Consider the following 23,442-nt stretch of genomic DNA (forward strand, 5'->3'; position numbering starts at 1 on the left):
GCGAAAAACTATTTAGATCAGCTAAATTATGCACAACTTGAAACCCAAGTTGTTGATTTAGGCAAAGAATGGCAAGGTAAGGCAGTTGGTTTTATCAGTTATGGTTCAAGCCAAGGTTCAAATTCTTTAGCCAAATTCGACAAGTCTGCCTGTCCTTAAACATGATCGATAGCAATGCGGTGGTGGCGATCCGAGATATTTTTAGCCGCAACAAAACTGAACATTTCAAAGCTAATCAATATGATGAAAAAGCATTAAAATCATGTATCGAGAAACTCTTACGCTATACAGAACCAACTTAAAGACATGCCTATTATGATGAAAAAAAAGTTCATATTCGTCCTTGCAAGCACCGCTTGTATGCTTTCAGCCTGTCAGCTTAACCCGACACAGCACCATGAAAACTTAAGCTTAGAAAAAGATCAACTCAGTTCATATTTATGGCAATACCAGCCAAATCAAAAAATTGCAGCCTTACAGCTCAATTTTGATAAAGCTGGTGGTTTGTTTATTCAAACCCCATGCAATAACCAATCAGGTACATGGCAACAACAAGATGCTACACATTTTAGCACCTCAAATTTAGCGTCTACCATGAAAATGTGTGCACCTGAACAAATGCAATTAGAACGCTGGTCGGCACAATTATTGAGTAACCAAAAACTCAAATATGCTGTTGCAGGTTCAAAAGATGCAGCAACACTGACTTTAACTGACAGTAAAGGCCAACAGTATCAATTCAAAGGGCAACTAAAGCCTGAAATTCAATATCAAAGCCAAGCTCAAACGGTATTCTTTGAAATCTCACCTAAAGCTGTGCAAAATTCAAATGATCTACAGGTGCGAGAGATTCGCTATGATGCAAATGGTTTAAAACAGCCCATCACAGATACATGGCATGTACTTAAACAGCCAATTCAAGGATATCAGCACGACCCTAAATTGGCGCAAATTATTCGAGTAAAAAAATATACTTCGGCTCAAGGTGATGTTTTTATTTATGACATGACCGTTGAACAGTCAATGACAACGCCTTAAATCAAAATAAAATGCCTCTATTCAATAGAGGCATTTTGCTTTGGTCAAAAGGAATAGAATTTAAATCTATCTCTAATCAAGATTAATTCATCTCACCAAACTGACCATTATTAAAGTCTTGGAACGCTTGCATAATTTCTTGCTGAGTGTTCATCACAAATGGGCCATAACCTTGTATCGGCTCATTTAATGGTTCACCCGTTAAAATCACAAATTTAGCTTCAGCGTTAGCATGCATGACAAAAGCTTGCTCATCGTGACGGTCAAATAAAATGATTGAGTTTGCTTGAACGGTTTGCATACCATTCACTTCAACTTCTCCCGATAATACAACCAACAAGGTAGTATGTCCTTGCGGTGCTTGAAACGCATGTTGTTGATGCGGAGTTAACACGCCATCCCACATATTGACTGGACTAAATGTACGTGCTGGTCCTACATTTCCAATATATTCACCTGCCACTACACGCAAATAACTACCCGCATCATCCAGTTTAATCACTGGAATATCAGCAGCACGAATCGCTTGATATTTTCCTTCTGTCATTTTGTCTTTGGCAGGCAAGTTCACCCAAAACTGTACCATTTCAAGCTCACCACCTTGAACCGAAAATGCTTCTGAATGAAATTCTTCATGCAAAAGCCCTGCACCTGCGGTCATCCACTGCACATCACCCGTTTGAATGGTTCCACCGCCACCACGTGAGTCTTTATGTGCAACTTCCCCTTTATAGGCCAAAGTTACGGTTTCAAAACCACGATGCGGATGCGAGCCTACACCACGGGGTGTTTTAGTCGGACTAAAATATTCAGGAGCAGCATAATCTAGCAACAAAAATGGACTTAAACTTTGCCCAAGTTGAGAATAAGAAAATAATGTTCTTACATGAAAGCCATCGCCTACCCAATGTTGTTGTTGGGTATGATACATCCCAATGATTTTTTTCATGTTTCAAACTCCTACTTGATACAGCTATAGCTCATATTTTATCGTTCTAAATACTTTAAATGAAGTCAGCTATCGCAACAGTCTATCTTAAAAATAGAACAGTTTTTTGTATGGTATACACAACCACCCCAAAAAAAAATGACAGCATTTATACCAAAAATATCCCCTTTTCTACGATGGCTGTTTTAAACTAATCTTTTCTTATATTCTTTTTATAATCAATGTCTAAACTTGCCGCACTTGACTATTTATTACAACGCTATAAAACCTTAACGTATCATCAAGATAGTGTCTTATTTCAACGTTTACAAGACGTACAACAGTGGCAAAAAGCCCGTTTAAAGGCATCACATCAGGCATTATTTGCAGAAAAAAACAACCAACTGATGGCGGCTTATTTTGTTGATCGTTTATATGGCGGGCCTGATTTTGACGTACTAGCACAACAAATTGAGCGTTTAGTCAAATATGCCCACAAAGCTGAACCACTCATTCCTGAACACGCGATTAAAACAGGGACACACGGCATTGAATTATCTATTTTAGCAGTTGAATTAGACGAGCAAGTCGCCAAACAAATTTTAAAAGACTATCCCGTTGATCAGCCCTTAAATGATGAGATCATGCGCCAAGCCTATTTACAACTTGATCAAGCGGCTGCCCGTCTGAATCAACTTTCTATGGCAGACGAATTTGGACGCTATTTAGACCAACATTTACGGTCTTTCATTGTGCAAACGGCATTTAAAATGTGTAAATCGGTGGCGTATAAACATCAATTTCAACCGATGTATGATTTTATGCAACAGGGTTTTGCCGCGCTTAAACCGTTAAAATCGGCAGAAAATTTTGTGAAAAGTTTTAGTCAGCAAGAACGCCAAGTAATTGAAAAAGTGCATACAGGTCACCCACATCCTTTTCAAAACAATTAAGCAACGCGGATAAACATCCACAAGATTCGGTTTTTTCTGTATATTATGCTCACGATGCCAAATGTTAAACGCCCTCATTTGGCTATTTTAAATTCATTGTAACGGGTGATGAGGAGAGACTCATGTCAAATGAACAACAAACACCAAATACCGTGAATGAGTCGACACAAGCATCCACAAAAGTCAGCCCATTCTTAACTACGCCATTGCCTGAAGGTACAGCACAAGGACAACAACAAACGCTGAATCAACTGCACAATCGCCCAAGTAATACCAATGTTCCAAAATATAATTTGCCACGTGGCGCGGGCAATACGGGTAATGTTGGCGAAACCACGCATTTTGGTTATGCAACAGTTAAATCTGAAGATAAAGCGCAAAAAGTCGCTGAAGTCTTTCATTCGGTTGCAAGCAAATACGACATTATGAATGATGTGATGTCTTTCGGTATTCACCGTTTATGGAAGCGTTTTGCAATTAATATGTCGGGCGTACGTCGTGGACAGCATGTACTCGACATTGCAGGTGGTACAGGCGACCTTGCTAAAGTCTTTAGCCGTGAAGTCGGCCCACAAGGTCATGTGGTGTTGTCGGACATTAACGAGTCGATGTTAAACGTAGGTCGTGACCGTCTGCTTGATGCAGGCTGCACCAATGTTGACTTTGTGCTTGCGAATGCTGAAACCTTAGAGCCTTTTGCCGACAATAGCTTTGATTTAGTCACCATTAGCTTTGGTTTACGCAACGTAACTGACAAAGATGCCGCACTTGAAGCGATGTACCGTGTCCTTAAGCCAGGTGGTCGTTTACTGATTCTTGAATTTTCAAAACCGGTGTTTGAACCACTCTCAAAACTTTATGATTTGTATTCATTCACTGCCTTACCGTTGATGGGTAAAGTCATCGCCAACGATTCAGAAAGCTATAAATACCTTGCTGAATCAATTCGTATGCACCCCGACCAACGTACACTAAAAGGTATGATGGAAAACGCAGGCTTCCAAAATTGTGACTATCACAATTTAACTGCGGGTATCGTTGCTGTTCACCGTGGTTTTAAACTTTAATAAGGCACGCCAATGTGGTCGATTCTTGCTTTAGGCGCAGCCGAGCGCCTGATTAATCAAACGATTGATTTAGATGCTATTACCCGTCAGCAATTGAACCAATTACAGGGGAAATTGCTGCGCGTGTGTATTGACACGCCTCAATTATCGGTCGATGTATTTTTTGATGTCGATCGGATTCGCCTAGAGCCGACGGCCACAGGTCAAGCTGAGCAAGCCTCTATTTTTGAACAACGCCCATTTGATGCACAGCAACAAGTCGAGGAAGCAACTGCGACTTTACGGGTTAAAAATATGGTGGAATTGGCGAAATTAATGTCTGCCAAACAGGTGGGCAATATTTCGCTTTCGGGCGATTATCGCCTGTTGCAAAACATTCAGCAGCTAATACAGCAGTTAGAACCTGACATTGCTGCACATCTTACACCGTGGATTGGCAGTACCGCTGCCCATGAAGTCGGCAAAATTCAACAACTGCCACAGCTAATTAAACGCAGCTTACAAAGCAAATTATTTTTTGCTGAAGATGCGTTAAAAGAAGACAGCCAACTGCTCGCTCCACGTTGGCAGATGGATCACATCCAACAACAAACCCGACAATTTCAGCAAAACCTTGACCGCCTCAATGCGCGGATTCAAGCCCTACAAAAACACATTTCTCCCAATCAAACTTAGGTGACTGCTTTAATGATTCCGCACATTTCCCGTTTACTCGAACTTTGGCGCATTGCTGCGCACTATAGACTCGACACGTTGGTCGCTGCGGAAGATGTGCCAATTAAAGCTCGCCCCTTACTTAAACTCATTCACCTGCATCCTGCGGCGTGGTCGAGTCGTGAACGTAAAAATCCTTTAAAGCTCAAGCAAGCTTTAGAAGATATGGGACCTTTGGCAATTAAGTTGGGACAATTGCTGTCTACCCGTCGTGATTTAATTGCACCTGAAATTTTAGAACAACTGACACTGTTACAAGATCGGGTCAAACCGTTTGACAGCGATGTTGCAAAAATGCGAATTCAACAATCGCTAAAAGCCGACATAAACAGTTTGTTCTCACGTTTTGATGAACAACCGCTTGCGGCTGCATCAATTGCACAAGTGCATACCGCCGCCCTGCATGATGGGAAAGAGGTGGTGGTGAAAGTCACCCGCCCCAATATTCGTGCGCAAATTATTCAAGACTTTGAAATTCTCACGTGGCTTGGACATTTTCTTGAAAATCGCCTAGAAGCTGCTCGTGCGCTACATTTGTCGGAAATTATTCAGAATTATCGCCAAACCATTTTAAACGAGCTTGATTTAACCCTAGAAGCCGATAACACCCGCCGTATGCGACATCATTTTACTGGCTCAAGCATGATGTATGTGCCTGATGTGTATATGGACAGTACCGATGTTATGGTGGCAGAACGCATTACAGGCGTCCCTATTTCTGACACCGCAACGTTTGATCGCTTAGATATGGATCGGGCAGATTTGGCTGAAAAAGGCTTGACCATTTTCTTTACCCAAGTGTTCCGCGACAACTTTTTCCATGCCGATATGCATCCTGGCAATGTCTTTGTCGAAACTTTAAATCCAAGTCAGCCGCGCTATATTGCACTTGACTGCGCCATTATGGGCGAGTTATCTAAAAGTGACCAAATGACGGTAGCGCGGATGCTACTTGCAGTCATGAACAATAACTTCCTGCAATTGATTCAAATTGTGCATCAAGCAGGATGGATTCCACCGGGGACAGATCAAGATAGTCTTGCACGAGAAATGCGCCGAACCGTAGGGCCAATGGTGTCAAAACCGATGGACCAACTCGATTTTGCAGGTATTTTATTGCAAGTGATGGACATTGCACGACGTTTCCATTTAGAAATTCCACCACAGCTCATGCTGCTGCTGAAAACTTTGGTGCATGTTGAAGGCTTAGGTACAGACCTCTATCCACAACTGGATATTTGGAAACTGGCAAAACCAATTTTGACCGAGTGGGTCAAAACCAACATGAATCCTGTAAAAAATATCAAAGAATTAGGTCAACAGATTCCAGATTTGTTGCTAGGCGCACAGGACATTCCAAGCTTAATTGTCGACAGTTTAAATGGGTTAAAAAACCAATCGGCTTGGCAAGACAAACAACTCAAAGAAATTCAACATTTGCGCTTGCAAATGCAGCAGCAACAACGCCGCAGTTGGATTTTTGGCAGTCTCTTAGCCATTTTGCTCAGCATTGCAGTCATTTCACCGTGGTATGTCGCAGCACCTTTAATTATATGTGCAAGCTTAATCGCACTATTGCGTGTGATGAAATAAAGGATAGCGGCGTAGTGAGCTACGCCGCATCTTCAGTATATTTTTCTAAAAATAAGTTCTGACCACTATGACCTATATCTTAAAAAAGCATCCTCCTGCACTCAATTTTCGTGCTGGTCATTTAGCCAAACAACATCTGCAACAACACGGTTTAAATGCATCTGATGTAGATATCATTCCCGGTGCGGCAGGCGGCCCGAAAGGGATTGGCTTGATGGGCTTAGACCAAGCCATTTTTGCCGATTTTTTACCACAAGCACCCAAACGACGCTTCTTAGTTGGTTCATCCGTCGGTGCTTGGCGTTTTGCAGGCATGATTGCCCAAGGTGCAAAACGTGGCTCGGAAGTTTTAGCTGAACAATATATTCATTTACCTTTTCATAACAAAATGACCATCCAAGACATCGAACTGATTTCTCGTGAGATGTTGGCCAACATTTTAGGACAAGGCACGCAAAATTTAATCGACCACCCCGATTATCACCTCACCATTATTGCGGCCAAAGCAGAAAAAATATTCCAAAGTGATCATAAATTGGCATTGTACGGCGCGCTTGTTGGCATTGTCGCAGCCAATACCCTGTCACGCGATCACCTCAGTCATTTTATGCAACGCGTGATTGTACAACCTGCTAATTTCACACAATTTAATATTGCAACAGATGCTTTTAAAACCCATTATCTGAACTTTAACCAAAACAATGTGCGGGACTGGTTAATGGCTTCTGGGTCAATTCCAAGCGTCACCCCTGCGGTGAAAAATATCAGCAATGCACCGCAAGGTGCGTATCGTGATGGCGGATTAATTGATTATCACATTGACCTGCCCTTTCAAAGTCAAGGCATTGTTTTATATCCTCATTTTAGCGACAGCATTACTCCAGGCTGGTTCGATAAAATGTTTAAGTCACGCAAAGCCAATCCAAATCATCAAGCGCGTACTTTACTGATCTCACCTTCAAGCAGTTATTTACAATCGTTACCGTTAGGACGTTTACCCGACCGTAAAGACTTTGTGCTCAAAGGTTTAGATGATAAAACCCGCATCCAAATGTGGACACAATCGGTGGCTGAAAGTCAGCGCTTGGGGGATGAGTTTTTAGAAATGGTTGAAAAACAGAATTTTGCCGAATATCTGCAAGATTTTTAATCGATATAATATTGTGTATGGAAAATGGCGACAATGCCGTACACTAAAGCGTGCTTAAAAGCACGCCTGTATTTTTAGACTTAACCCATTTGGTGAAATGATATGAACAATCTGCAATGGCTCGATGAAGTAAAATTTAACGAACAAGGCTTAGTGCCTGCGATTGCTCAGCATCATCACACTGGGCGTATTTTAATGGTCGCGTGGATGAACCGCGAAGCCTTGCAACTGACCACAGAAAAAAACCAAGCGGTGTATTATTCACGTTCACGCCAAAAATTGTGGCACAAAGGCGAAGAATCTGGGCATTTTCAAACTGTGCATGAAATCCGTTTAGATTGCGATGCCGACGTGATTACCCTACACATTGAACAACACGGTGGTATTGCTTGTCATACAGGACGTGAGTCATGTTTTTATCGCAAATTGACGGCAAATGGTTGGGAAATTGTCGATGCACAGCTTAAAGATCCAAACCAAATTTATGGACATGCAACCTCGACCAATCCACATACTTTAGCCATGAATGCTTCAAATGCACAGGCTGAACAAGTCGATGTACTGACCTACTTAGGCAAAATGATGGCAGAGCGCAAACAAGCCGACCCTGAAAGCTCGTATGTGGCAAAACTTTATGCCAAAGGCTTAAATAAAATTGCAGAAAAAGTCGGGGAAGAAAGCCTAGAAACTATTTTGGCAGCCAAAGATTTTGCGCACGATGCATCTGAAGACAACAAAAATGATTTCATTTATGAAGTGGCAGATTTATGGTTCCATAGTATTATGCTGCTCGGCTTTTTCGACCTCGACCCACAATTGGTGCTGAATGAATTGGCACGCCGTCAAGGTTTATCTGGATTGGTTGAAAAAGCCAATCGCCAACATTAAGTTTATTTATGCAAAAACCACTGCTACACGCCACCTACGAACAATCCGTTGCCATCGATAATGCCCGTTTAGGGCAATCGTTTAAAGTGGTGGCATATGCAGGCACAGGTAAAACCACAACTTTACAAATGATTAGCGATGCCATGCCCGAACGGCGTGGCATGTATTTGGCATTTAACAAAGCCATTGCCAGTGAAGCACAGCAAAAATTTCATCGCAATATCGACAGCCGTACCTTTCACTCACTGGCTTACCGCAGTGTTCCACGTGAAATCACCGACAAACTACGACTACCGCGTTTAAGCCCAAGTTTTGTGGCCAAAGAATATCGACTAGAGCCGATCACCCTGCGTCGTTTAATGGGCGGACGTTATGAAAAATACACGCTGTTGCCAAGCCGACTCGCCAGTATTGTGGTGAATGCCGTCGGCTATTATTGCTCGACCAATTCGCAGTACCCTGCACCACGGCATATTCAAGCGCCAAGTTGGTTGCATAATGATGATATTACTGCACTACAACAGCATTTGTACCCAGCCCTAGAACGGCGTTGGCTCGACTCTATCAATCCTCAGCATCAAGCAGGGATTGGACACGATATTTACTTAAAACTCTGGGCACTGTCAGAACCTTATATTCCCGCCGATTATGTGTTATTTGATGAAGCACAAGATGCCGACCCACTCATGCTTGGTATTTTACTCAAACAACAACAAACCCAAGTCATTTATGTGGGCGATGCACATCAACAAATTTACGCATGGCGTGGGGCAGTCAATGCCATGCAAAAACTCCCCTTACCCGAATCACGTTTAACCACGTCTTTTCGTTTTGGCGATGAAATTGCAGAGGTTGCCAATGCTTTACTTGGTGGGCTAAATGAGACCGTGCCACTGCATGGCAATCCTGCACAAAAATCGAGTGTGTATAACAAACCACACACTAAAAAACGCGATGCCATTTTGTGCAGAACCAACGCCCGTGCGATGGAATTATTACTTTCTGGTTTAGTAAATGGCGATAAGGTCAGCCTACAAGCCGACCATGCCCGTATTAGCAAATTTATTGATGCTGCAAGCATGTTAAAACAAGGCAAGCGTGTCACCGATGTACCTGAATTGGCATGGTTTAATTCGTGGCACGACGTGCATGAATATTGCGAAACCCACGAAGGTAGCGACATTAAACCGTTGGTTAAATTAGTCGATGATCATGGCACAAGTCCGCTTAAAAAGGCCTTAGACAAAATTACGCCCATTGCCGAAGCCGACTATGTCATTTCTACCGCACATAAAGCCAAAGGCTTAGAATGGGAACGGGTGCATTTAGAAGATGATTACCAGTTTAAGGTTAATCCACATGAACATAAAATTAGTGACGAAGAACTCCGTTTACTGTATGTCGCGGCAACCCGTGCCAAAAGCAGTTTAAATATCCATCATATTTATGATTTAGTGCAACAACTTAAAATTAAAATGCCTGCATCATTACGTGCAGACCCAAGTTCTCATAAAGTGGAATAATCACGCCCGTTATTCACACAGATCACCCATTATTTTCTATTAAAATGTGAATAAAAATAGACCATGTTCGCGTCTTGCTACACAATGTAAAAAGCCTAGCAGGATTGAAGACTTATTGTATAATCAAAATACGGCTACAGCATTCTGCCGATCTATACATCTTTGATTTTCCTTTCTACTCAACGTCGGCTTTTAAAATTTGAATTTTTGGATTGCTCTTTGACATCCTGTAAATTTTAAAAGAAATATAACATTTAGGGATCATCCCTAACCTAACTCAGGATATATGTGTGCTAGCAATTATCATACTGTTACCTCTGCTTTTAGGTACTGGCTTAATTTCATGCTTATGGCATGCGCCGCGCAAACTTAGCCTTGGGGTTGCGGTCAGTATTAGTCTTACTTGCTTTGGTTTATTGCTGAGTCAGTCAGCACCCATTTTAGCAGGTCAAACCCCCATCCAAACGTGGTCATGGATCCCTCAAATTGGGATAGACCTAAGCTTCCGACTTGATGCCTTAGCTTGGTTATTTGGATTGCTGATTAGCGGTATCGGCACGCTGATTTTTATATATGCCTATTTTTATTTAAGTCAAAAAAACTCGCTCAGTAAGCTCTACCTGCTGCTGTTATTATTTATGTCTGCCATGTTAGGTATCTCCCTATCTAACAACCTGATTATTTTACTCAGCTTTTGGGAGCTGACCAGTATTTCATCTTTTTTATTGGTGGGCTATTGGAGTCATTACGATGCAGCCCAACGCGGTTCACGCATGGCACTCACCATTACAGGCATGGGCGGTTTAAGCATGCTCGGTGGTTTTTTATTGCTCGGGCATATTGCAGGAAGTTATCAAATTGACCAACTGTTAACTCTTGGCAGCCATTTACAACAACAGCCCTTATTTATTCCTGCCATGCTGATGATATTGGTGGGTGCTTTTACCAAAAGTGCGCAGTTTCCATTCCATTTTTGGCTACCCAATGCCATGGCGGCACCTACCCCTGTTTCGGCCTATTTACATTCGGCGACCATGGTTAAAGCTGGGATTTTTTTAGTCGCACGCTTACTGCCTATTTTTGCAGGGGTTGTACTGTTTCATCAACTGGTGACCACAATTGGTTTAATCACCCTATGTCTTGGGGCATTTTTTGCTATTTTTAAAGAAGACTTAAAAGGTTTACTTGCCTACTCTACCATTAGCCATTTAGGCTTGATTATGGCATTGCTTGGCTTAGGTTCTCCACTTGCCGTTGCTGCGGCAATTTTCCATATTATCAACCATGCTACTTTTAAAGCTGCATTGTTTATGATTGCAGGCATTATTGACCATGAGACAGAAACCCGTAGCCTAAAAAAACTCAAAGGCATTTGGCAATTGTTGCCGTTTACAGGTACCTTAACCATGATCACCGCTGCTGCAATGGCAGGTGTGCCACTCACCAATGGCTTTATTTCTAAAGAAATGTTTTTTACCCAACTGTTACATCAGCTTTCGGGTTATCCACTTATTTTTGCAATTTTAGTGGCCACCGCATCAGGCGTATTTGCTGTCGCTTATTCCGTGCGTTTGGTGCATGGCGTGTTTTTTGATGGTGCTTTAGGGCAAGAAATTCCCAACCCAAATGCACATGAGCCAGCGCTTGGCATGCGCTTGCCTGCAACGTTACTTGCGGTGTTCTGTATTCTAGTTGGTATTTTTCCTGCTTTTTTTGCAGAGAAGATTGTCAATGCGACAACCATTGCTAGCACTCAAAATTTCGACTTTGTAGGCGAACACTTGGCCTTTTGGCATGGCTTTAATTTACCACTAATGATGAGCATTGCAGCACTTGTAGGTGGATTAAGTCTTTATTTTGTCTTGGCACGCGATGGCTTAATTCGCCATATTCATTTAGAACAAGTTTTTGGAAAGTTTCAAGGCAAAGTCATTTTTGAAATCGCCCTTACCAAACTTACGCTCTATAGTCGAAATCTCAAACTTGTTACAGAAACAGGAAAATTACAACACTACTTACTGTGGATTATCAGTTTTAGTATTATTTTAAGCACCATTCCTTTTATTTCCGCGCCATTTATCGGTGCAGGTAGTCGCATCCCAACCCATGCGCCATGGATTGCTATTATACTGTGGTTACTGCTGTTTAGTGCCTGTTGGATGATGCTCTGGTTTCATCACGAACGGATTAAAGCCGTACTCATTAGTGGTGCGATTGGCTTGGTCATATCACTAATTTTTGTAAGCTTGTCTGCACCCGATTTAGCCTTAACCCAGATTACCGTCGATGTGGTCACCACCGTTCTCTTGCTCATGAGCTTGTCGTTGCTGCCACAGCTCACCCCTTACGAATCGACCATCAGTCAACGTTGGCGCGATGCATGTATTGCAATTGTTGCAGGCGGTGGAATGGGTTGGATCAGCTGGCTCATGCTCACCCGCGAGCATCAATCTATTTCATGGTTCTTTGCTCAACAATCGCTGCCTTTAGGTGGTGGTTCCAATATCGTCAACGTTATCTTAGTCGACTTCCGTGGCTTCGATACCTTTGGTGAAATTACTGTGCTTGGCATCGCCGCAATTGGCACTTTATGTTTGATGGATGGCATGCGGATTCATGGCACATCCATTACCCAAGGACTGACCTATCGCTTCAACCCTTCTCCACTTTTGGTACGCACCACTGCATCGTGGGTATTGCCAATTGCTCTTGTGGTCAGCCTATATATTTTTATGCGTGGACACAATTATCCAGGCGGAGGCTTTATTGCAGGTTTAATCACAGCAATGGCATTGATTATGCAATATATCGCGCTTGGGCAAGACTATACCGAACAATTGCTCAAAGCAAAGTCAGGACGGTTATATGAAATTTGGATTGGTTCAGGCCTAAGTATTGCAGGCATCACAGGTATTTTGGCGTGGATATGGTCACGCCCATTTCTTACTAGTGCACATATTTATGTTTATTTACCTGTACTTGGAAAACTACATTGGGCATCGGCAGCACTTTTCGACTTAGGCGTCTATCTGACCGTTGTTGGTGCCACCATGTTGATGATCTCAGTTTTAGGCGATGCACGCCACTCGACCATGTCTGGTCCTGTACCCAAGGAGTAACCCATGATTAGTTTAGAATTACTCATTGCTTCAGGCATTGGTCTTTTGGTTGCAAGTGGGGTGTATTTATTACTGCGTGCACGGACATTTCCTGTGGTGTTGGGATTAATGATGATTGGCTATGCCGTCAATTTATTTTTATTTTCAACTGGCAGTATTAAAGTCAATGCACCTGCCATTTTAACCGAAGCCACCCACATTACCGACCCATTGCCACAAGCATTGGTACTGACCGCAATTGTGATTGGTTTTGCTACCACAGCTTTTATGGTGCAACTGGCACTGCGTAGCCGTTATGAATCGGGCAGTGACCATGTCGACTCAAAAGAAATTACCGAACTTGCCAATGACCCAAGCGAGGATAAAGTCCAATGAGCCTTGTATTTGATTTTTGGCAACAACATAGCCCTATTTTTAGTATTTTAATTCCTGCATTTACGGGCTTTTTTTTGTTATTACTGGGCAATCCTGGTGGTGACATTTTAGCTCAAGATTGGCGACAACCTTGGCGACGTGCCATTAGCTTAACTGCAACCGTATTGGGTTTTGCCACAGCCATTAGCTATCTTCACCTTGCAAGCCAAGGCCAAATCAGCATTTATCAACTTAGTGAATGGACAGCACCTTTTGGCATTGTGTTGGTATTAGATCGACTATCCGCTTTTATGTTGGTTTTGACCTATGTTTTAGCACTGCCCTTACTGTGGTATGCCAGCAAAGACTGGGATTTACGCGGTCGTTATTTCCATGCATTGTTTCAATTTTTATTGATGGGACTATGCGGTGCATTTTTAACAGGTGACTTATTTAACTTATTTGTATTTTTCGAAATTTTGTTAATGTCATCCTATGTACTGCTCATTTACGGGCAAGGTAAAGCACGCTTTCAAATTGGAGTGCATTATGTCAGCATCAATTTACTTGCCAGTGCATTTTTCTTACTTGGATTAGGTTTAATTTACAGCAGTGTTGGCAGCTTAAATATGACCGATGTTGCACGCCTACTGCCAACATTAAGCCCCGACCAACGTCAACTTGCCATACTGGGCAGTTATTTACTCTTTCTTGTTTTTGCAATTAAAGCTGCACTGTTACCACTGGGTTTTTGGCTTCCAAAAACCTATGCAATTGCCAGCACTCCCATTGCTGCACTTTTTACCATTATGACTAAAGTTGGCTTATATGCCATTTTAAGGGTCAACTCGTTACTATTTTTTCCCAACCAAGATCCATTTTTATTTAATTTACTGCTCATTCTTGGCTGTGCATCATCTCTTTATGGTGTGATTGGTGCTTTAGGTGCCATTCGTTTCCGCCGTTTTGTTGGCTTTATGATTTTATCCTCGCTCGGTACCATCTGTATTGGGCTTGGCTTACATCAACCTCAAGCATGGACAGGTGCACTGTATTATCTGTTTCATAGTACTTTAATTGGCGCTGCATGTTACCTCCTTTGTGGTTGGATTACAGCACAACGTGGCGAATTTAAAGACCACTTAAAAATTTCGCCACGCATGAAACAACATACCTTACTAAGCTTATGTTTTTTCATGGTTGCACTGATTATGGCGGGTTTACCGCCTTTTAGTGGTTTTATTGGCAAAGTCTTAATTTTACAAGCCAGCCTCAATCATCCACATGCGCTCTGGATTATCATCCTTGTTCTTTTGGTGAGTTTGCTTAGTATTTTGGCATTTGTTCGTGCAGGATTTATTTTATTCTGGCAAGCAAGTAATCCACCGGAACAATGCGATAACATTGAATATCAAAATTATTTAGCCCTACCCAACCGCGCGCCTGCACGTAACAATGTGGTGATTTACACCTTTTTAACCAGTTTAATCTTATTGGTAATTTTTGCAGCCCCTATTCACAGCTACCTCACGGCAACCGCCACACAACTTGCCGACCAAACTCACTATCAACAACGTATTCTAAAAACCGACCGTCATGGCAACTATATTAGCGTCGAACCTTTCGACAACAGTTATGTACCCGAAACCAAATATAGTGGTGAAAATCTTGACCCAAATGCACATTTTATTCCAAGCTTAATTGCCCCAAAAACATTAAATGGGCCTCATATCTCTGAATATAAATGGCAACAAATTCACGAACAGCAACAAGCATTACCTCAGTCAACACCAAACCAAACAGCGTCACAACTTAAACTCAGTACGGTGGAGGGGCATTAAATGTCAAAACGAAATTGGATGAAAATCGTTTTTCCACACCCTTTTGTTTCCATAATTACTGGAATGAGTTGGCTCATGCTGTCGCACAGCACTGCCGCAAGCGATGTCTTCATTGCAGTTGTATTGGCTTTCACCATTCCCAAGCTGCTGCGCCGCTTTATCACACGAACGCCTAATATTGATTGGTTAAGTGCAATACGGCTGTTTTTTGTTGTGCTGTGGGATATTTTTATCTCTAATTTTGTGGTTGCAAAATTAGTCCTTGGACCACAAAAAAACTTAAATCCACAATGGTTTCGTGTTCCCTTAGAAACGCAACATGAACAAGTCAATTCACTGTTAGCGATGATTATTACCACGACGCCCGGAACAGTCAGTGCAGGAATCGACCAAGATCGACGTGATATTTTGGTTCATGCTCTCAGCACGCATGATACCGATGCCGACATTCAATTGATCAAACAACGCTATGAAACTGCACTCATGCAAATTTTCCACGTCACTGCGGAGGACCCACAATGATCATCTTGCCGTATGTACTTGGAATCTGTTTATTTAGCATGAGCATTTCAATGTTTTTATGTTTAATACGTTTGGTGTTCGGCCCCTCTATTGTCGATCGCTTGTTAGCACTCGACACCCTTTTTCTAAATAGCACCTGTTTTTTGATTGTACTTGGCATTTACTGGACTTCAACGCATTTATTTGAAGCAGCATTGCTGATTATTATGCTTGGATTTATTTCCACCATGGCATTGGCACGTTACTTTACCACGGGGCATGTAATTGATTAGGAGATTCTCATGCAGCAACAATTGATTATGGAACTATTGGTCTCTTTTTTTCTGTTGATTGGTAGCTTTTTCGTGTTGGTTGGTGGAATTGGCATGGTACGCCTACCCGACTTATTTACCCGACTACATGCCCCTACAAAAGCCAGCACACTTGGCTTAGGTAGTTTTCTGATTGCCGCTATGATTTTTTGGGCTTTTCATAGCCGCTATGGTTTTGCTGAACTGCTTTTGACTATTCTTGCATTTGTGACAGCACCTGTTTCGGCAAATTTAATGGCACAAGCCGCCTTACATTTAAAATTACGCTCGTTAAGTGGTGAAGTACCAGAAAGTATTGAGCGTCCTTTACCGTGGAACCGTTATCGTTTTAGAGAAGACTTTAACCACAGAAAAGAAAAATAAGACCCATAAAAAAGCCACCCGAAGGTGGCTTTTTTATTATTCGTCTTTTGACTCTGGCAAATCTTTAACTGCTTCGGCAATTAAGCCAAACATATAGTTGCCATAAGCATTGGTTTTGTCGTAGTGGAAACGTAAACGTGGTGTAATACGCGTCTTAATCCGACGGCTCAGTTCATGGCGTAAAAAACCAGATGCTTTATTTAACACATCTAAGGTTTCTTTATTTGCCGCTTCACTTTGCTCATCGCCAAGTTCACGTCCCATCACGGTCACATACACTTCGGCATAGCCTAAATCTGGGCTAACTTTCACTGCAGAGATGGTCACAAGACCACCTAAGCGTGGATCTTTCAGCTCTTGACGAATCAGTTCAGACAACTCGCGCTGAACTGTATCTGCCATACGCTTTAGACGTTGACTACCCGCCATTAAAGACTCCGTTTCACAATTTGTACATCGTACACTTCGATCTTATCAAGCGCTTTGATGTCTTTATAGCCTTTCACCGCAAGACCACATTCCATACCCGCACGTACTTCTTCAACCACTTCTTTATAACGACGTAAAGATTCAAGTTCACCTTGGAAAATTACCACGTCATCACGTAATACACGAATTGGTTTGTTACGATGTAAAACACCTTCAAGAACCATACAGCCTGCAGCTGCACCAAACTTACTTGAATGGAACACTTCACGCACTTGTGCAACACCTAGAATTGTCTCACGATGTTCTGGTGCAAGTTTACCGCTCATTGCTGCTTTTACGTCATCAATTAATTGATAAATCACAGAGTAGTAACGAATGTCGATACCATCTTGATCGGCTTTTTGACGTGCCGTGTTATCGGCACGAACGTTAAAGCCAAGTAAAACTGCTTCTGAAGATTCAGCAAGTGTTACATCAGACTCAGTGATTGCACCCACGCCTGAACCAATAATACGAACTTTTACTTCGTCAGTTGCAAGGTCAGCTAATGCCACGTGCAAGGCTTCTAAAGTACCACGTACGTCAGTTTTCAAGACCACATTAACAATCGGCACATCTTTTTTGCCCATTGATGCCATCAAGTTTTCAAGACGCATTGCAGATTGACGCTCAAGACGTTTTTGACGCTCGCGATCAGTACGTGCATCAGCAACTTCACGGGCTTTTTTCTCATCGTTTACAACAAGAACTTCGTCACCCGCCATTGGCGCTTCAGGTAAACCTAAAATTTCAACCGGAATAGAAGGACCTGCCGACTGAATACGTTTACCATTTTCATCTGTCATCGCACGAACACGACCGTAAGATGAACCTGCAAGAACCAAGTCACCTACGTTTAATGTACCGTTTTGTACCAGAATTGACGTTACCGCACCACGGCTGTTGTCTACACGTGCTTCAATTACAACACCTTGTGCAGCACCTTCTTCAGACGCTTTCAATTCTAACAATTCTGCTTGAATCGAAATTAAGTCAAGAAGATCATCAATACCCGCACCAGAATGTGCAGACACCATTGCTACAGGAACGTCACCGCCCCATTGCTCAGGTACGATTTCTTTGGTGGTTAATTCATTCAGTACGCGATCTGGATCAGCAGATTCTTTATCCATTTTGTTAATAGCAACAATAATTGGCGTACCCGCTGCACGTGCATGGTCAATTGCTTCGGCAGTTTGTGGCATTACACCATCATCTGCTGCAACAACCAATACCACGATATCCGTCGCTTTTGCACCACGTGAACGCATTGCTGTAAATGCTGCGTGTCCCGGTGTGTCAAGGAAGGTAATAATGCCTTTGTCAGTTTCGACATGATATGCACCAATGTGCTGCGTAATACCGCCTGCTTCGCCTTGTGCCACTTTTGCACGACGAATACGGTCAAGTAACGAAGTTTTACCATGGTCAACGTGACCCATAATAGTAACGACTGGCGCACGTGTAGTTTGCGCACCACGTGCTTCTTCAGCAGCTTCAAGTAAGTTATCTTCAGCTTGCGTATCCGATACTAGAACTGGATTATGGCCCATTTCTTCAACTACAAGTACCGCAGTATCTTGGTCAATGGCTTGGTTTTGTGTAACCAATTCACCCATTTTCATGAGCGATTTAATTACTTCGCGTACTTTAATCGCCATTTTCGCGGCTAAATCGGCAACAATAATTTTCTCGCCAATTTCAACATCATAAATTTGTTTTTTAACAGGTTTTTCAAAACCATGTTTGTTAGCTTGGCTAGTTTTCAAACCACGTTTATGATGGTTCTTACTGAAGTTTTGCTCAGATTGATCGCCACCACGACCGCCTTTTTTGCCCGCACGTGGGTTCGCTGTAGCGCCACCACGTTTGATTTCACGGTCTTCTTTGTTGAAAGAATCTTCATAAGCTTGACCTACAAGGCCTGCCGCTAAAGGTGAATCATCAATCACGCGAATTGTTGTGGTTGCATCATCATTTGAATATTTTGATGCCATTTTACGCATTTGTTCAAGCGTACGTTGCTGCGCTTCTTCAGCCGCTTTACGACGTGCAGTTTCTTCCACAGCTTTAAGTTTTGCAGATTCAGCTTCACGTGCTTTACGTTGTTCAGCCGTTTCAACCTGTTTTACATTTACAGGCTTAATTGGCTTATTGGTTGACTTACGTTTAACAACAACACCTGTTGTAGATGTTGTAGTTTTTGCAGTCTCTTTTTGCTGCGCTGCACGCATTGCATCTAACGCTGCTTGTGCTTTATTTTCAACTTCTACACGTGGTTGCTCAGCTGCTGGTTTTGCCGCAGTTTGAGGACGTGTTTTTTGCTCAGCTTCTTGACGCGCTTTTGCTTCAGCGGCAATCTGCTCTGGATTTGGCTTGGTAAAAGTATGCTTCTTACGTACTTCTACATTAATCGTTTTTGCTTTACCTGAGGTACTTGCAACTTTTGCGGTACTGGTTGTTTTACGTTTCAACGTGATTTTTCCTGCATTGCTGCTTTCTTGACCATGAATTTTCTTCAAATGGTTCACTAAAGCATCTTGCTGTTCTGTAGTAAGCATATCATCGGCGTGATGTTGAGGAAGCCCTGCATCACGAATTTGCTCTAGGAGCTTCTCGACGGGACGCCCAACCGTTTCTGCCAGTTCTTTAATCGACTTATCCGTCATTGTTTACCTCCTAGTTAAACCATGATTCGCGTGCTTTCATAATGAGTTGACCCGCAGCTTCGGCAGTCACACCGTCAATCTCTAAAAGATCGTCAGTCGCTTGGTCTGCTAAATCGTCAATTGTCACCACACCGCGGCTAGCAAGTGCATACGCAAGTTCATGCGTCATACCTGCCATATTTAATAATTCTGCGCTTGGCTCTTGTACATTTTCTTGCTGTATTAACGCATCTGCAAGTGCTGCTTCTTTGGCACGGCCTTGCAACATTACAACAACGTCATCATCCAATTCAATTTCATTGAATGTTTCAGCAGGAACGTAAGCAATTTCTTCTAAAGAAGTAAAGCCCATTTCTACAAGCGCCATCGCTAAATCTTCTTCAATATCAAGACGTGTTACAAACATGTCTAAATATTGCTGCGCTTCATTTTGTTGACGCGCACGATATTCATCTTCAAGCATCATATTCAATTTAAAGCCTGTTAATTCAGACGCTAAACGAACGTTTTGCCCTTGTGAACCAATCGCACGTGCCAATTGATCGCTAGTTGCGAAAATAATATCTGCCGTGTTGGCATCTTCATCAATCACAATACCTGACACATCTGCAGGCTCAAGCGCACTTGCGATGTACTGTGCAGGATCGTCAGACCACACCACAACATCAATACGCTCACCATTTAACTCTTGCTGTACTGCTTGGATACGTGTACCACGCATACCAATACATGCACCCACAGGGTCAATACGATGATCGTTGGTTTTCACAGCAATTTTAGCACGAACGCCAGGTTGACGTGCGGCTGCTTTAATTTCGATGATTTCTTCAGAAATTTCTGGAATTTCTTTTTTCATCAACGCAATCAGCATGTCAGGTTTTGCACGAGACAACAATAATTGTGCGCCACGACCTTCACGGTTTACTTCAAACAAAATCGCATTCATGCGTTGTTTTGGACGCAACATTTCTTTTGGAATGGTTTCATCACGCGACAAATACGCTTCAGCATTATCACCTAAGTCAATAATAAAGCCGTCTTTGGTTTGCTTTTTCACTTCACCGTAAACTAACTCACCTACTTTAGAGGCATAAGCATCGGCAATTAATGCACGTTCAGCTTCACGGATTTTTTGAACAATCACTTGTTTGGCAATTTGTGCAGCAATACGACCAAACTCAATCGACTCAACTTCAAGCTCACGAATATCGCCAATCGACCACTTTGCAGGATCAACATCAGAAATCGCATCTTGACATGCTGGCATTTCATGGTCTTCATCTGCAACCACTTCCCATTGACGGAAAGTACGGTAATCACCTGTTTTACGGTCAATTTCAACGCGTAACGCTGCTTCTTCAGCATGCGTACCTTCGTAATATTTTTTGCGCGTTGCGGCAACAAGTGCTTGCTCAAGTGCTTGGAAGATGGCTTCGCGGCTCACACCCTTTTCATTACTAACCGTTTCTGCAACGGTAAGAATCTCACGACCCATAAGTCACCTATATTTCAGATTTTATTAATGATTTAGTCTTGATAAACCAGATTTGCCTTGTCGATATTATGACTATCGATTTCAAGTACTTGTTGCTTTTCTACTTCGACCTGAATGGTTTCTGCTTCTAAATCTACCGCAACCAATTTCGCCTGAAACTTACGACGATTATCAACCGCACTAATTAAACGCAGCGCCACTTGATGCCCAATATAATCAGGCATTTGTGACAATTCAAAGAAAGGACGATCCCAACCTGGCGAAGACACTTCTAATGCATACTCACCCGAAATTGGGTCATGTACATCGAGCATTGCGCCCACTTGTTGCGTTACACGTACACAGTCTTGTACGCCAACACCACGACCAAGCTCTTCTTCGCCATCTTCATTCACAACAGGTGCGGCATTGGCATCTACTGCTTTGTCGATATAAATACGCAATAAAGAACGTTTGCCTTGTGGTAAAAATTCGATACCCCAAAGATTAACCTCGCATGCTGCTACAGCAGGGGCGATTAAGTCTTGTAAGGCTTGGGTTTTATTTGATAGTTTCATGTACTCTCGTCATTTTTGTGCAATACAACAATCGGTCTAAACCGATAACCTTTGTAGTGAAGCACGTCTATTTGACCAATTGATGTCTACACTACACGAACAGCCAATAAAAAAGGGCGTAATCGCCCCAATTCTGCACAGTATTTCAAAGCCCACTGTGCAAAAAGGCCCACCTGTTTGTGAGCCTTTTAACGAATTTTGGTAGCTGAATTAGAAAACTCTAAAACGTTTAATATGAATAATTGTTGTTTCATATTTGCCACACTAAATCTTGGTAGCGGGAGCTGGATTTGAACCAACGACCTTCGGGTTATGAGCCCGACGAGCTACCAGACTGCTCCATCCCGCATTAACGATGCAATATTTTAACTAAAAATTATACGAAATTCAATTTTTAGTTCAATAAAGTTGCATACTTTATTGAATTGGTAGCGGGAGCTGGATTTGAACCAACGACCTTCGGGTTATGAGCCCGACGAGCTACCAGACTGCTCCATCCCGCAACAACAACTTAACTTTCTGGTGTAAAGTAAGTTTTACTATCGACCTTAACCGATGGGCGCATTGTATAGAAAGGTGAATCTATACGCAAGATGTTTTATTACTTTTGTTGCATTTATAGATCAATCACTCAATTTTCGCACAATTTTACTTATTTTCAGTATCAATTTGTTCAATTTGCACATATTTAGACCTGTGATGTACGCTATTTCTTACATTATATATTGCTTTTAACGACTACTTCCTTTGCTTGTTCAGTTTTAATATAGCTTCATCAGCAAATGGAGATGAACAAAGGATTTGTTCTACATGGATGAAGCTGATGGTGTCACGGATTTGACCCAACATGGATAAAATGGATGTACCCTTCAAGATATTAAACCCGAACCTTGGTTCGGGTTTTATCTTTTTAAATACTGTATCATTTCTACCTAATATGACTCCAATTAAAATACCAAAAAGACAAATTTAGATGTGTTATTTAGCTTTTTCCAAAAAAAAGCGCATCAGAAGATGCGCTTTTTTTTAATTTTATCAGCTTGCAGCTGTTACTGTCGCTTTATAAACACACGATTTGCCAACAAACTTCTCATCAACATCCGACTCACAAGTCCATGTACCGTTAGCATCGCGATGCCATTGAACATGTTTATCTTTAATACCTGGATTACCCGTAGTAAAAGTTAAAACAATATTACCAGCACCATTAGTACCTTTTTGTAAAGCAATTGTACCGAATGTTGGCGTTACAATACCCAAAGCGGCAGGAGTTTGCCCAGTAACAGCTGCAACATAACCTTCTTGTCCTGCCGTACCTTTTGCTTCTGCTGCTGCTGTAGTACCATCAGGAAATGCACCATTCTCCATAACAAAAGATTCAACACCTGTTTTGTTTGCTGCAACCGTTTGTACTGCTGCTGCAACATTAGAGCGACCTACATAGTTTTGATATTGCGGAATTGCAATCGCTGCCAAAATACCGATAATCGCAACCACGATCATCAATTCAATTCATTCCATAAATAGATTCATATGGACAAACACCAAACCCTTATAGAATCAAGCTTTCCTTAAAGAGCCACTTTGTCCATATGGACATAACTTTAAATGGACAAATATTTTAATTATGTCCATATTTCAATAAATGCTAAAATATAGAGCTTAAATTAGAAGCTTTCTATTAAATGCTTTTCTATAATTCAGGTAAGACTCACTAAATTCGATTCAAGCAATAAAAAAAAGTGACAAAATTTGTCAATTTGTGACACTTAAGGTACTCATAAAAATTCAAATTTATGAAAAACAAATTTAAATATATGATTTTATTTTGTTTATTAAAACTGGCATAATTCCTGCTTCTATCAATATGAAATAAATGTATAATCAAG

The 23,442-nt window shown here is 41.9% G+C and carries 20 protein-coding genes, 2 tRNA genes and 1 pseudogene; 15 read left to right on the forward strand and 8 right to left on the reverse strand.

What is annotated here, in order from left to right:
- Positions 1-60: 60 nt before the first annotated feature.
- Both FXN70_RS05750 and FXN70_RS05755 read left to right on the forward strand, forming a co-directional pair.
- Positions 61-302, forward strand: a pseudogene (locus tag FXN70_RS05750) (NADPH-dependent oxidoreductase); the annotation flags it as partial.
- Positions 303-315: 13 nt separating this feature from the next.
- Positions 316-1,038, forward strand: a complete 723-nt coding sequence (locus FXN70_RS05755) for an META domain-containing protein (protein ID WP_324646515.1) — start codon at positions 316-318, stop codon at positions 1,036-1,038.
- Between the two features lie 82 nt (positions 1,039-1,120).
- Here the strand turns inward: FXN70_RS05755 and FXN70_RS05760 are convergent, their stop codons facing one another.
- Positions 1,121-1,987: a pirin family protein gene (locus FXN70_RS05760; protein WP_324646516.1), complete on the reverse strand. Its 867-nt coding sequence runs from the start codon at positions 1,985-1,987 to the stop codon at positions 1,121-1,123.
- Between the two features lie 221 nt (positions 1,988-2,208).
- Between FXN70_RS05760 and FXN70_RS05765 the strand changes: the two genes are divergently transcribed.
- The 13 genes from FXN70_RS05765 to FXN70_RS05825 all read left to right on the forward strand — a co-directional run bounded on the left by FXN70_RS05765 (position 2,209) and on the right by FXN70_RS05825 (position 16,364).
- Positions 2,209-2,919, forward strand: a complete 711-nt coding sequence (locus FXN70_RS05765; RefSeq protein ID WP_324646517.1) for an FFLEELY motif protein — start codon at positions 2,209-2,211, stop codon at positions 2,917-2,919.
- Positions 2,920-3,041: 122 nt separating this feature from the next.
- Entirely contained in the window at positions 3,042-3,986 is a 945-nt protein-coding gene (gene ubiE, locus FXN70_RS05770) for a bifunctional demethylmenaquinone methyltransferase/2-methoxy-6-polyprenyl-1,4-benzoquinol methylase UbiE (protein WP_324646518.1), read from the forward strand.
- Positions 3,987-3,998: 12 nt separating this feature from the next.
- Positions 3,999-4,661: a hypothetical protein gene (locus tag FXN70_RS05775; protein WP_324646519.1), complete on the forward strand. Its 663-nt coding sequence runs from the start codon at positions 3,999-4,001 to the stop codon at positions 4,659-4,661.
- Positions 4,662-4,673: 12 nt separating this feature from the next.
- Positions 4,674-6,293 (forward strand): ABC1 kinase family protein, encoded by a 1,620-nt coding sequence (locus FXN70_RS05780; protein WP_324646520.1) that lies wholly within the window; start codon positions 4,674-4,676, stop codon positions 6,291-6,293.
- Positions 6,294-6,360: 67 nt separating this feature from the next.
- Positions 6,361-7,443: a patatin-like phospholipase family protein gene (locus FXN70_RS05785; protein ID WP_324646521.1), complete on the forward strand. Its 1,083-nt coding sequence runs from the start codon at positions 6,361-6,363 to the stop codon at positions 7,441-7,443.
- Between the two features lie 102 nt (positions 7,444-7,545).
- A complete protein-coding gene (gene hisIE / locus FXN70_RS05790; protein ID WP_324646522.1) occupies positions 7,546-8,331 on the forward strand; it encodes a bifunctional phosphoribosyl-AMP cyclohydrolase/phosphoribosyl-ATP diphosphatase HisIE in 786 nt (261 codons plus the stop codon).
- A gap of 8 nt (positions 8,332-8,339) precedes the next feature.
- On the forward strand, positions 8,340-9,854 hold the full coding sequence (locus FXN70_RS05795) for a UvrD-helicase domain-containing protein (RefSeq protein ID WP_324646523.1): 1,515 nt from the start codon (positions 8,340-8,342) through the stop codon (positions 9,852-9,854).
- 290 nt (positions 9,855-10,144) lie between these two features.
- Entirely contained in the window at positions 10,145-12,973 is a 2,829-nt protein-coding gene (locus FXN70_RS05800; RefSeq protein ID WP_324646524.1) for a monovalent cation/H+ antiporter subunit A, read from the forward strand.
- Positions 12,974-12,976: 3 nt separating this feature from the next.
- Positions 12,977-13,348, forward strand: coding sequence for a Na+/H+ antiporter subunit C (locus tag FXN70_RS05805; protein WP_324646525.1), 372 nt, complete (start codon positions 12,977-12,979; stop codon positions 13,346-13,348).
- Positions 13,345-15,168, forward strand: a complete 1,824-nt coding sequence (locus tag FXN70_RS05810; protein WP_324646526.1) for a monovalent cation/H+ antiporter subunit D — start codon at positions 13,345-13,347, stop codon at positions 15,166-15,168. Before FXN70_RS05805 ends, FXN70_RS05810 begins: the two co-directional genes overlap by 4 nt.
- The gene (locus tag FXN70_RS05815) at positions 15,169-15,690 is read left to right on the forward strand and encodes a Na+/H+ antiporter subunit E (RefSeq protein ID WP_324646527.1); all 522 of its coding nucleotides are present in this window, start codon (positions 15,169-15,171) and stop codon (positions 15,688-15,690) included.
- The gene (locus FXN70_RS05820; RefSeq protein WP_324646528.1) at positions 15,687-15,962 is read left to right on the forward strand and encodes a monovalent cation/H+ antiporter subunit F; all 276 of its coding nucleotides are present in this window, start codon (positions 15,687-15,689) and stop codon (positions 15,960-15,962) included. Before FXN70_RS05815 ends, FXN70_RS05820 begins: the two co-directional genes overlap by 4 nt.
- A gap of 9 nt (positions 15,963-15,971) precedes the next feature.
- Positions 15,972-16,364, forward strand: a complete 393-nt coding sequence (locus tag FXN70_RS05825) for a Na+/H+ antiporter subunit G (RefSeq protein WP_324646529.1) — start codon at positions 15,972-15,974, stop codon at positions 16,362-16,364.
- 36 nt (positions 16,365-16,400) lie between these two features.
- Here FXN70_RS05825 and FXN70_RS05830 read toward each other — a convergent pair whose 3' ends face one another.
- From FXN70_RS05830 to FXN70_RS05860, 7 genes are all read right to left on the reverse strand, one after another.
- Positions 16,401-16,793, reverse strand: coding sequence for a ribosome-binding factor A (locus FXN70_RS05830; protein ID WP_324646530.1), 393 nt, complete (start codon positions 16,791-16,793; stop codon positions 16,401-16,403).
- Positions 16,793-19,501: a translation initiation factor IF-2 gene (gene infB / locus FXN70_RS05835; RefSeq protein WP_324646531.1), complete on the reverse strand. Its 2,709-nt coding sequence runs from the start codon at positions 19,499-19,501 to the stop codon at positions 16,793-16,795. Before infB ends, FXN70_RS05830 begins: the two co-directional genes overlap by 1 nt.
- A 10-nt stretch (positions 19,502-19,511) precedes the next feature.
- Positions 19,512-20,996: a transcription termination factor NusA gene (nusA, locus tag FXN70_RS05840; RefSeq protein WP_324646532.1), complete on the reverse strand. Its 1,485-nt coding sequence runs from the start codon at positions 20,994-20,996 to the stop codon at positions 19,512-19,514.
- A 32-nt stretch (positions 20,997-21,028) separates the two neighbouring features.
- Entirely contained in the window at positions 21,029-21,553 is a 525-nt protein-coding gene (gene rimP, locus FXN70_RS05845) for a ribosome maturation factor RimP (RefSeq protein WP_324646533.1), read from the reverse strand.
- A gap of 272 nt (positions 21,554-21,825) precedes the next feature.
- Positions 21,826-21,902 (reverse strand) — tRNA-Met (locus FXN70_RS05850).
- 77 nt (positions 21,903-21,979) lie between these two features.
- Positions 21,980-22,056 (reverse strand) — tRNA-Met (locus tag FXN70_RS05855).
- Positions 22,057-22,588: 532 nt separating this feature from the next.
- A complete protein-coding gene (locus FXN70_RS05860; RefSeq protein ID WP_324646534.1) occupies positions 22,589-23,056 on the reverse strand; it encodes a pilin in 468 nt (155 codons plus the stop codon).
- Positions 23,057-23,442 lie beyond the last annotated feature (386 nt).

The sequence above is a fragment of the Acinetobacter sp. MD2 genome, from assembly GCF_035615575.1.
Taxonomy (GTDB): Bacteria; Pseudomonadota; Gammaproteobacteria; order Pseudomonadales; family Moraxellaceae; genus Acinetobacter.

Excerpts from the sequence above, each read along its gene's own strand:
- ubiE (WP_324646518.1), top strand. The coding sequence starts at position 3,042 with ATGTCAAATGAACAACAAACACCAAATACCGTGAATGAGTCGACACAA.
- nusA (WP_324646532.1), bottom strand. The coding sequence starts at position 20,996 with ATGGGTCGTGAGATTCTTACCGTTGCAGAAACGGTTAGTAATGAAAAG.
- FXN70_RS05810 (WP_324646526.1), top strand. The coding sequence starts at position 13,345 with ATGAGCCTTGTATTTGATTTTTGGCAACAACATAGCCCTATTTTTAGT.
- FXN70_RS05815 (WP_324646527.1), top strand. The coding sequence starts at position 15,169 with ATGTCAAAACGAAATTGGATGAAAATCGTTTTTCCACACCCTTTTGTT.
- infB (WP_324646531.1), bottom strand. The coding sequence starts at position 19,501 with ATGACGGATAAGTCGATTAAAGAACTGGCAGAAACGGTTGGGCGTCCC.
- FXN70_RS05775 (WP_324646519.1), top strand. The coding sequence starts at position 3,999 with ATGTGGTCGATTCTTGCTTTAGGCGCAGCCGAGCGCCTGATTAATCAA.
- FXN70_RS05820 (WP_324646528.1), top strand. The coding sequence starts at position 15,687 with ATGATCATCTTGCCGTATGTACTTGGAATCTGTTTATTTAGCATGAGC.
- FXN70_RS05785 (WP_324646521.1), top strand. The coding sequence starts at position 6,361 with ATGACCTATATCTTAAAAAAGCATCCTCCTGCACTCAATTTTCGTGCT.
- FXN70_RS05780 (WP_324646520.1), top strand. The coding sequence starts at position 4,674 with ATGATTCCGCACATTTCCCGTTTACTCGAACTTTGGCGCATTGCTGCG.
- FXN70_RS05755 (WP_324646515.1), top strand. The coding sequence starts at position 316 with ATGATGAAAAAAAAGTTCATATTCGTCCTTGCAAGCACCGCTTGTATG.
- rimP (WP_324646533.1), bottom strand. The coding sequence starts at position 21,553 with ATGAAACTATCAAATAAAACCCAAGCCTTACAAGACTTAATCGCCCCT.
- FXN70_RS05760 (WP_324646516.1), bottom strand. The coding sequence starts at position 1,987 with ATGAAAAAAATCATTGGGATGTATCATACCCAACAACAACATTGGGTA.
- FXN70_RS05795 (WP_324646523.1), top strand. The coding sequence starts at position 8,340 with ATGCAAAAACCACTGCTACACGCCACCTACGAACAATCCGTTGCCATC.
- FXN70_RS05805 (WP_324646525.1), top strand. The coding sequence starts at position 12,977 with ATGATTAGTTTAGAATTACTCATTGCTTCAGGCATTGGTCTTTTGGTT.
- FXN70_RS05860 (WP_324646534.1), bottom strand. The coding sequence starts at position 23,056 with ATGATCGTGGTTGCGATTATCGGTATTTTGGCAGCGATTGCAATTCCG.
- FXN70_RS05825 (WP_324646529.1), top strand. The coding sequence starts at position 15,972 with ATGCAGCAACAATTGATTATGGAACTATTGGTCTCTTTTTTTCTGTTG.
- FXN70_RS05830 (WP_324646530.1), bottom strand. The coding sequence starts at position 16,793 with ATGGCGGGTAGTCAACGTCTAAAGCGTATGGCAGATACAGTTCAGCGC.
- FXN70_RS05765 (WP_324646517.1), top strand. The coding sequence starts at position 2,209 with ATGTCTAAACTTGCCGCACTTGACTATTTATTACAACGCTATAAAACC.
- hisIE (WP_324646522.1), top strand. The coding sequence starts at position 7,546 with ATGAACAATCTGCAATGGCTCGATGAAGTAAAATTTAACGAACAAGGC.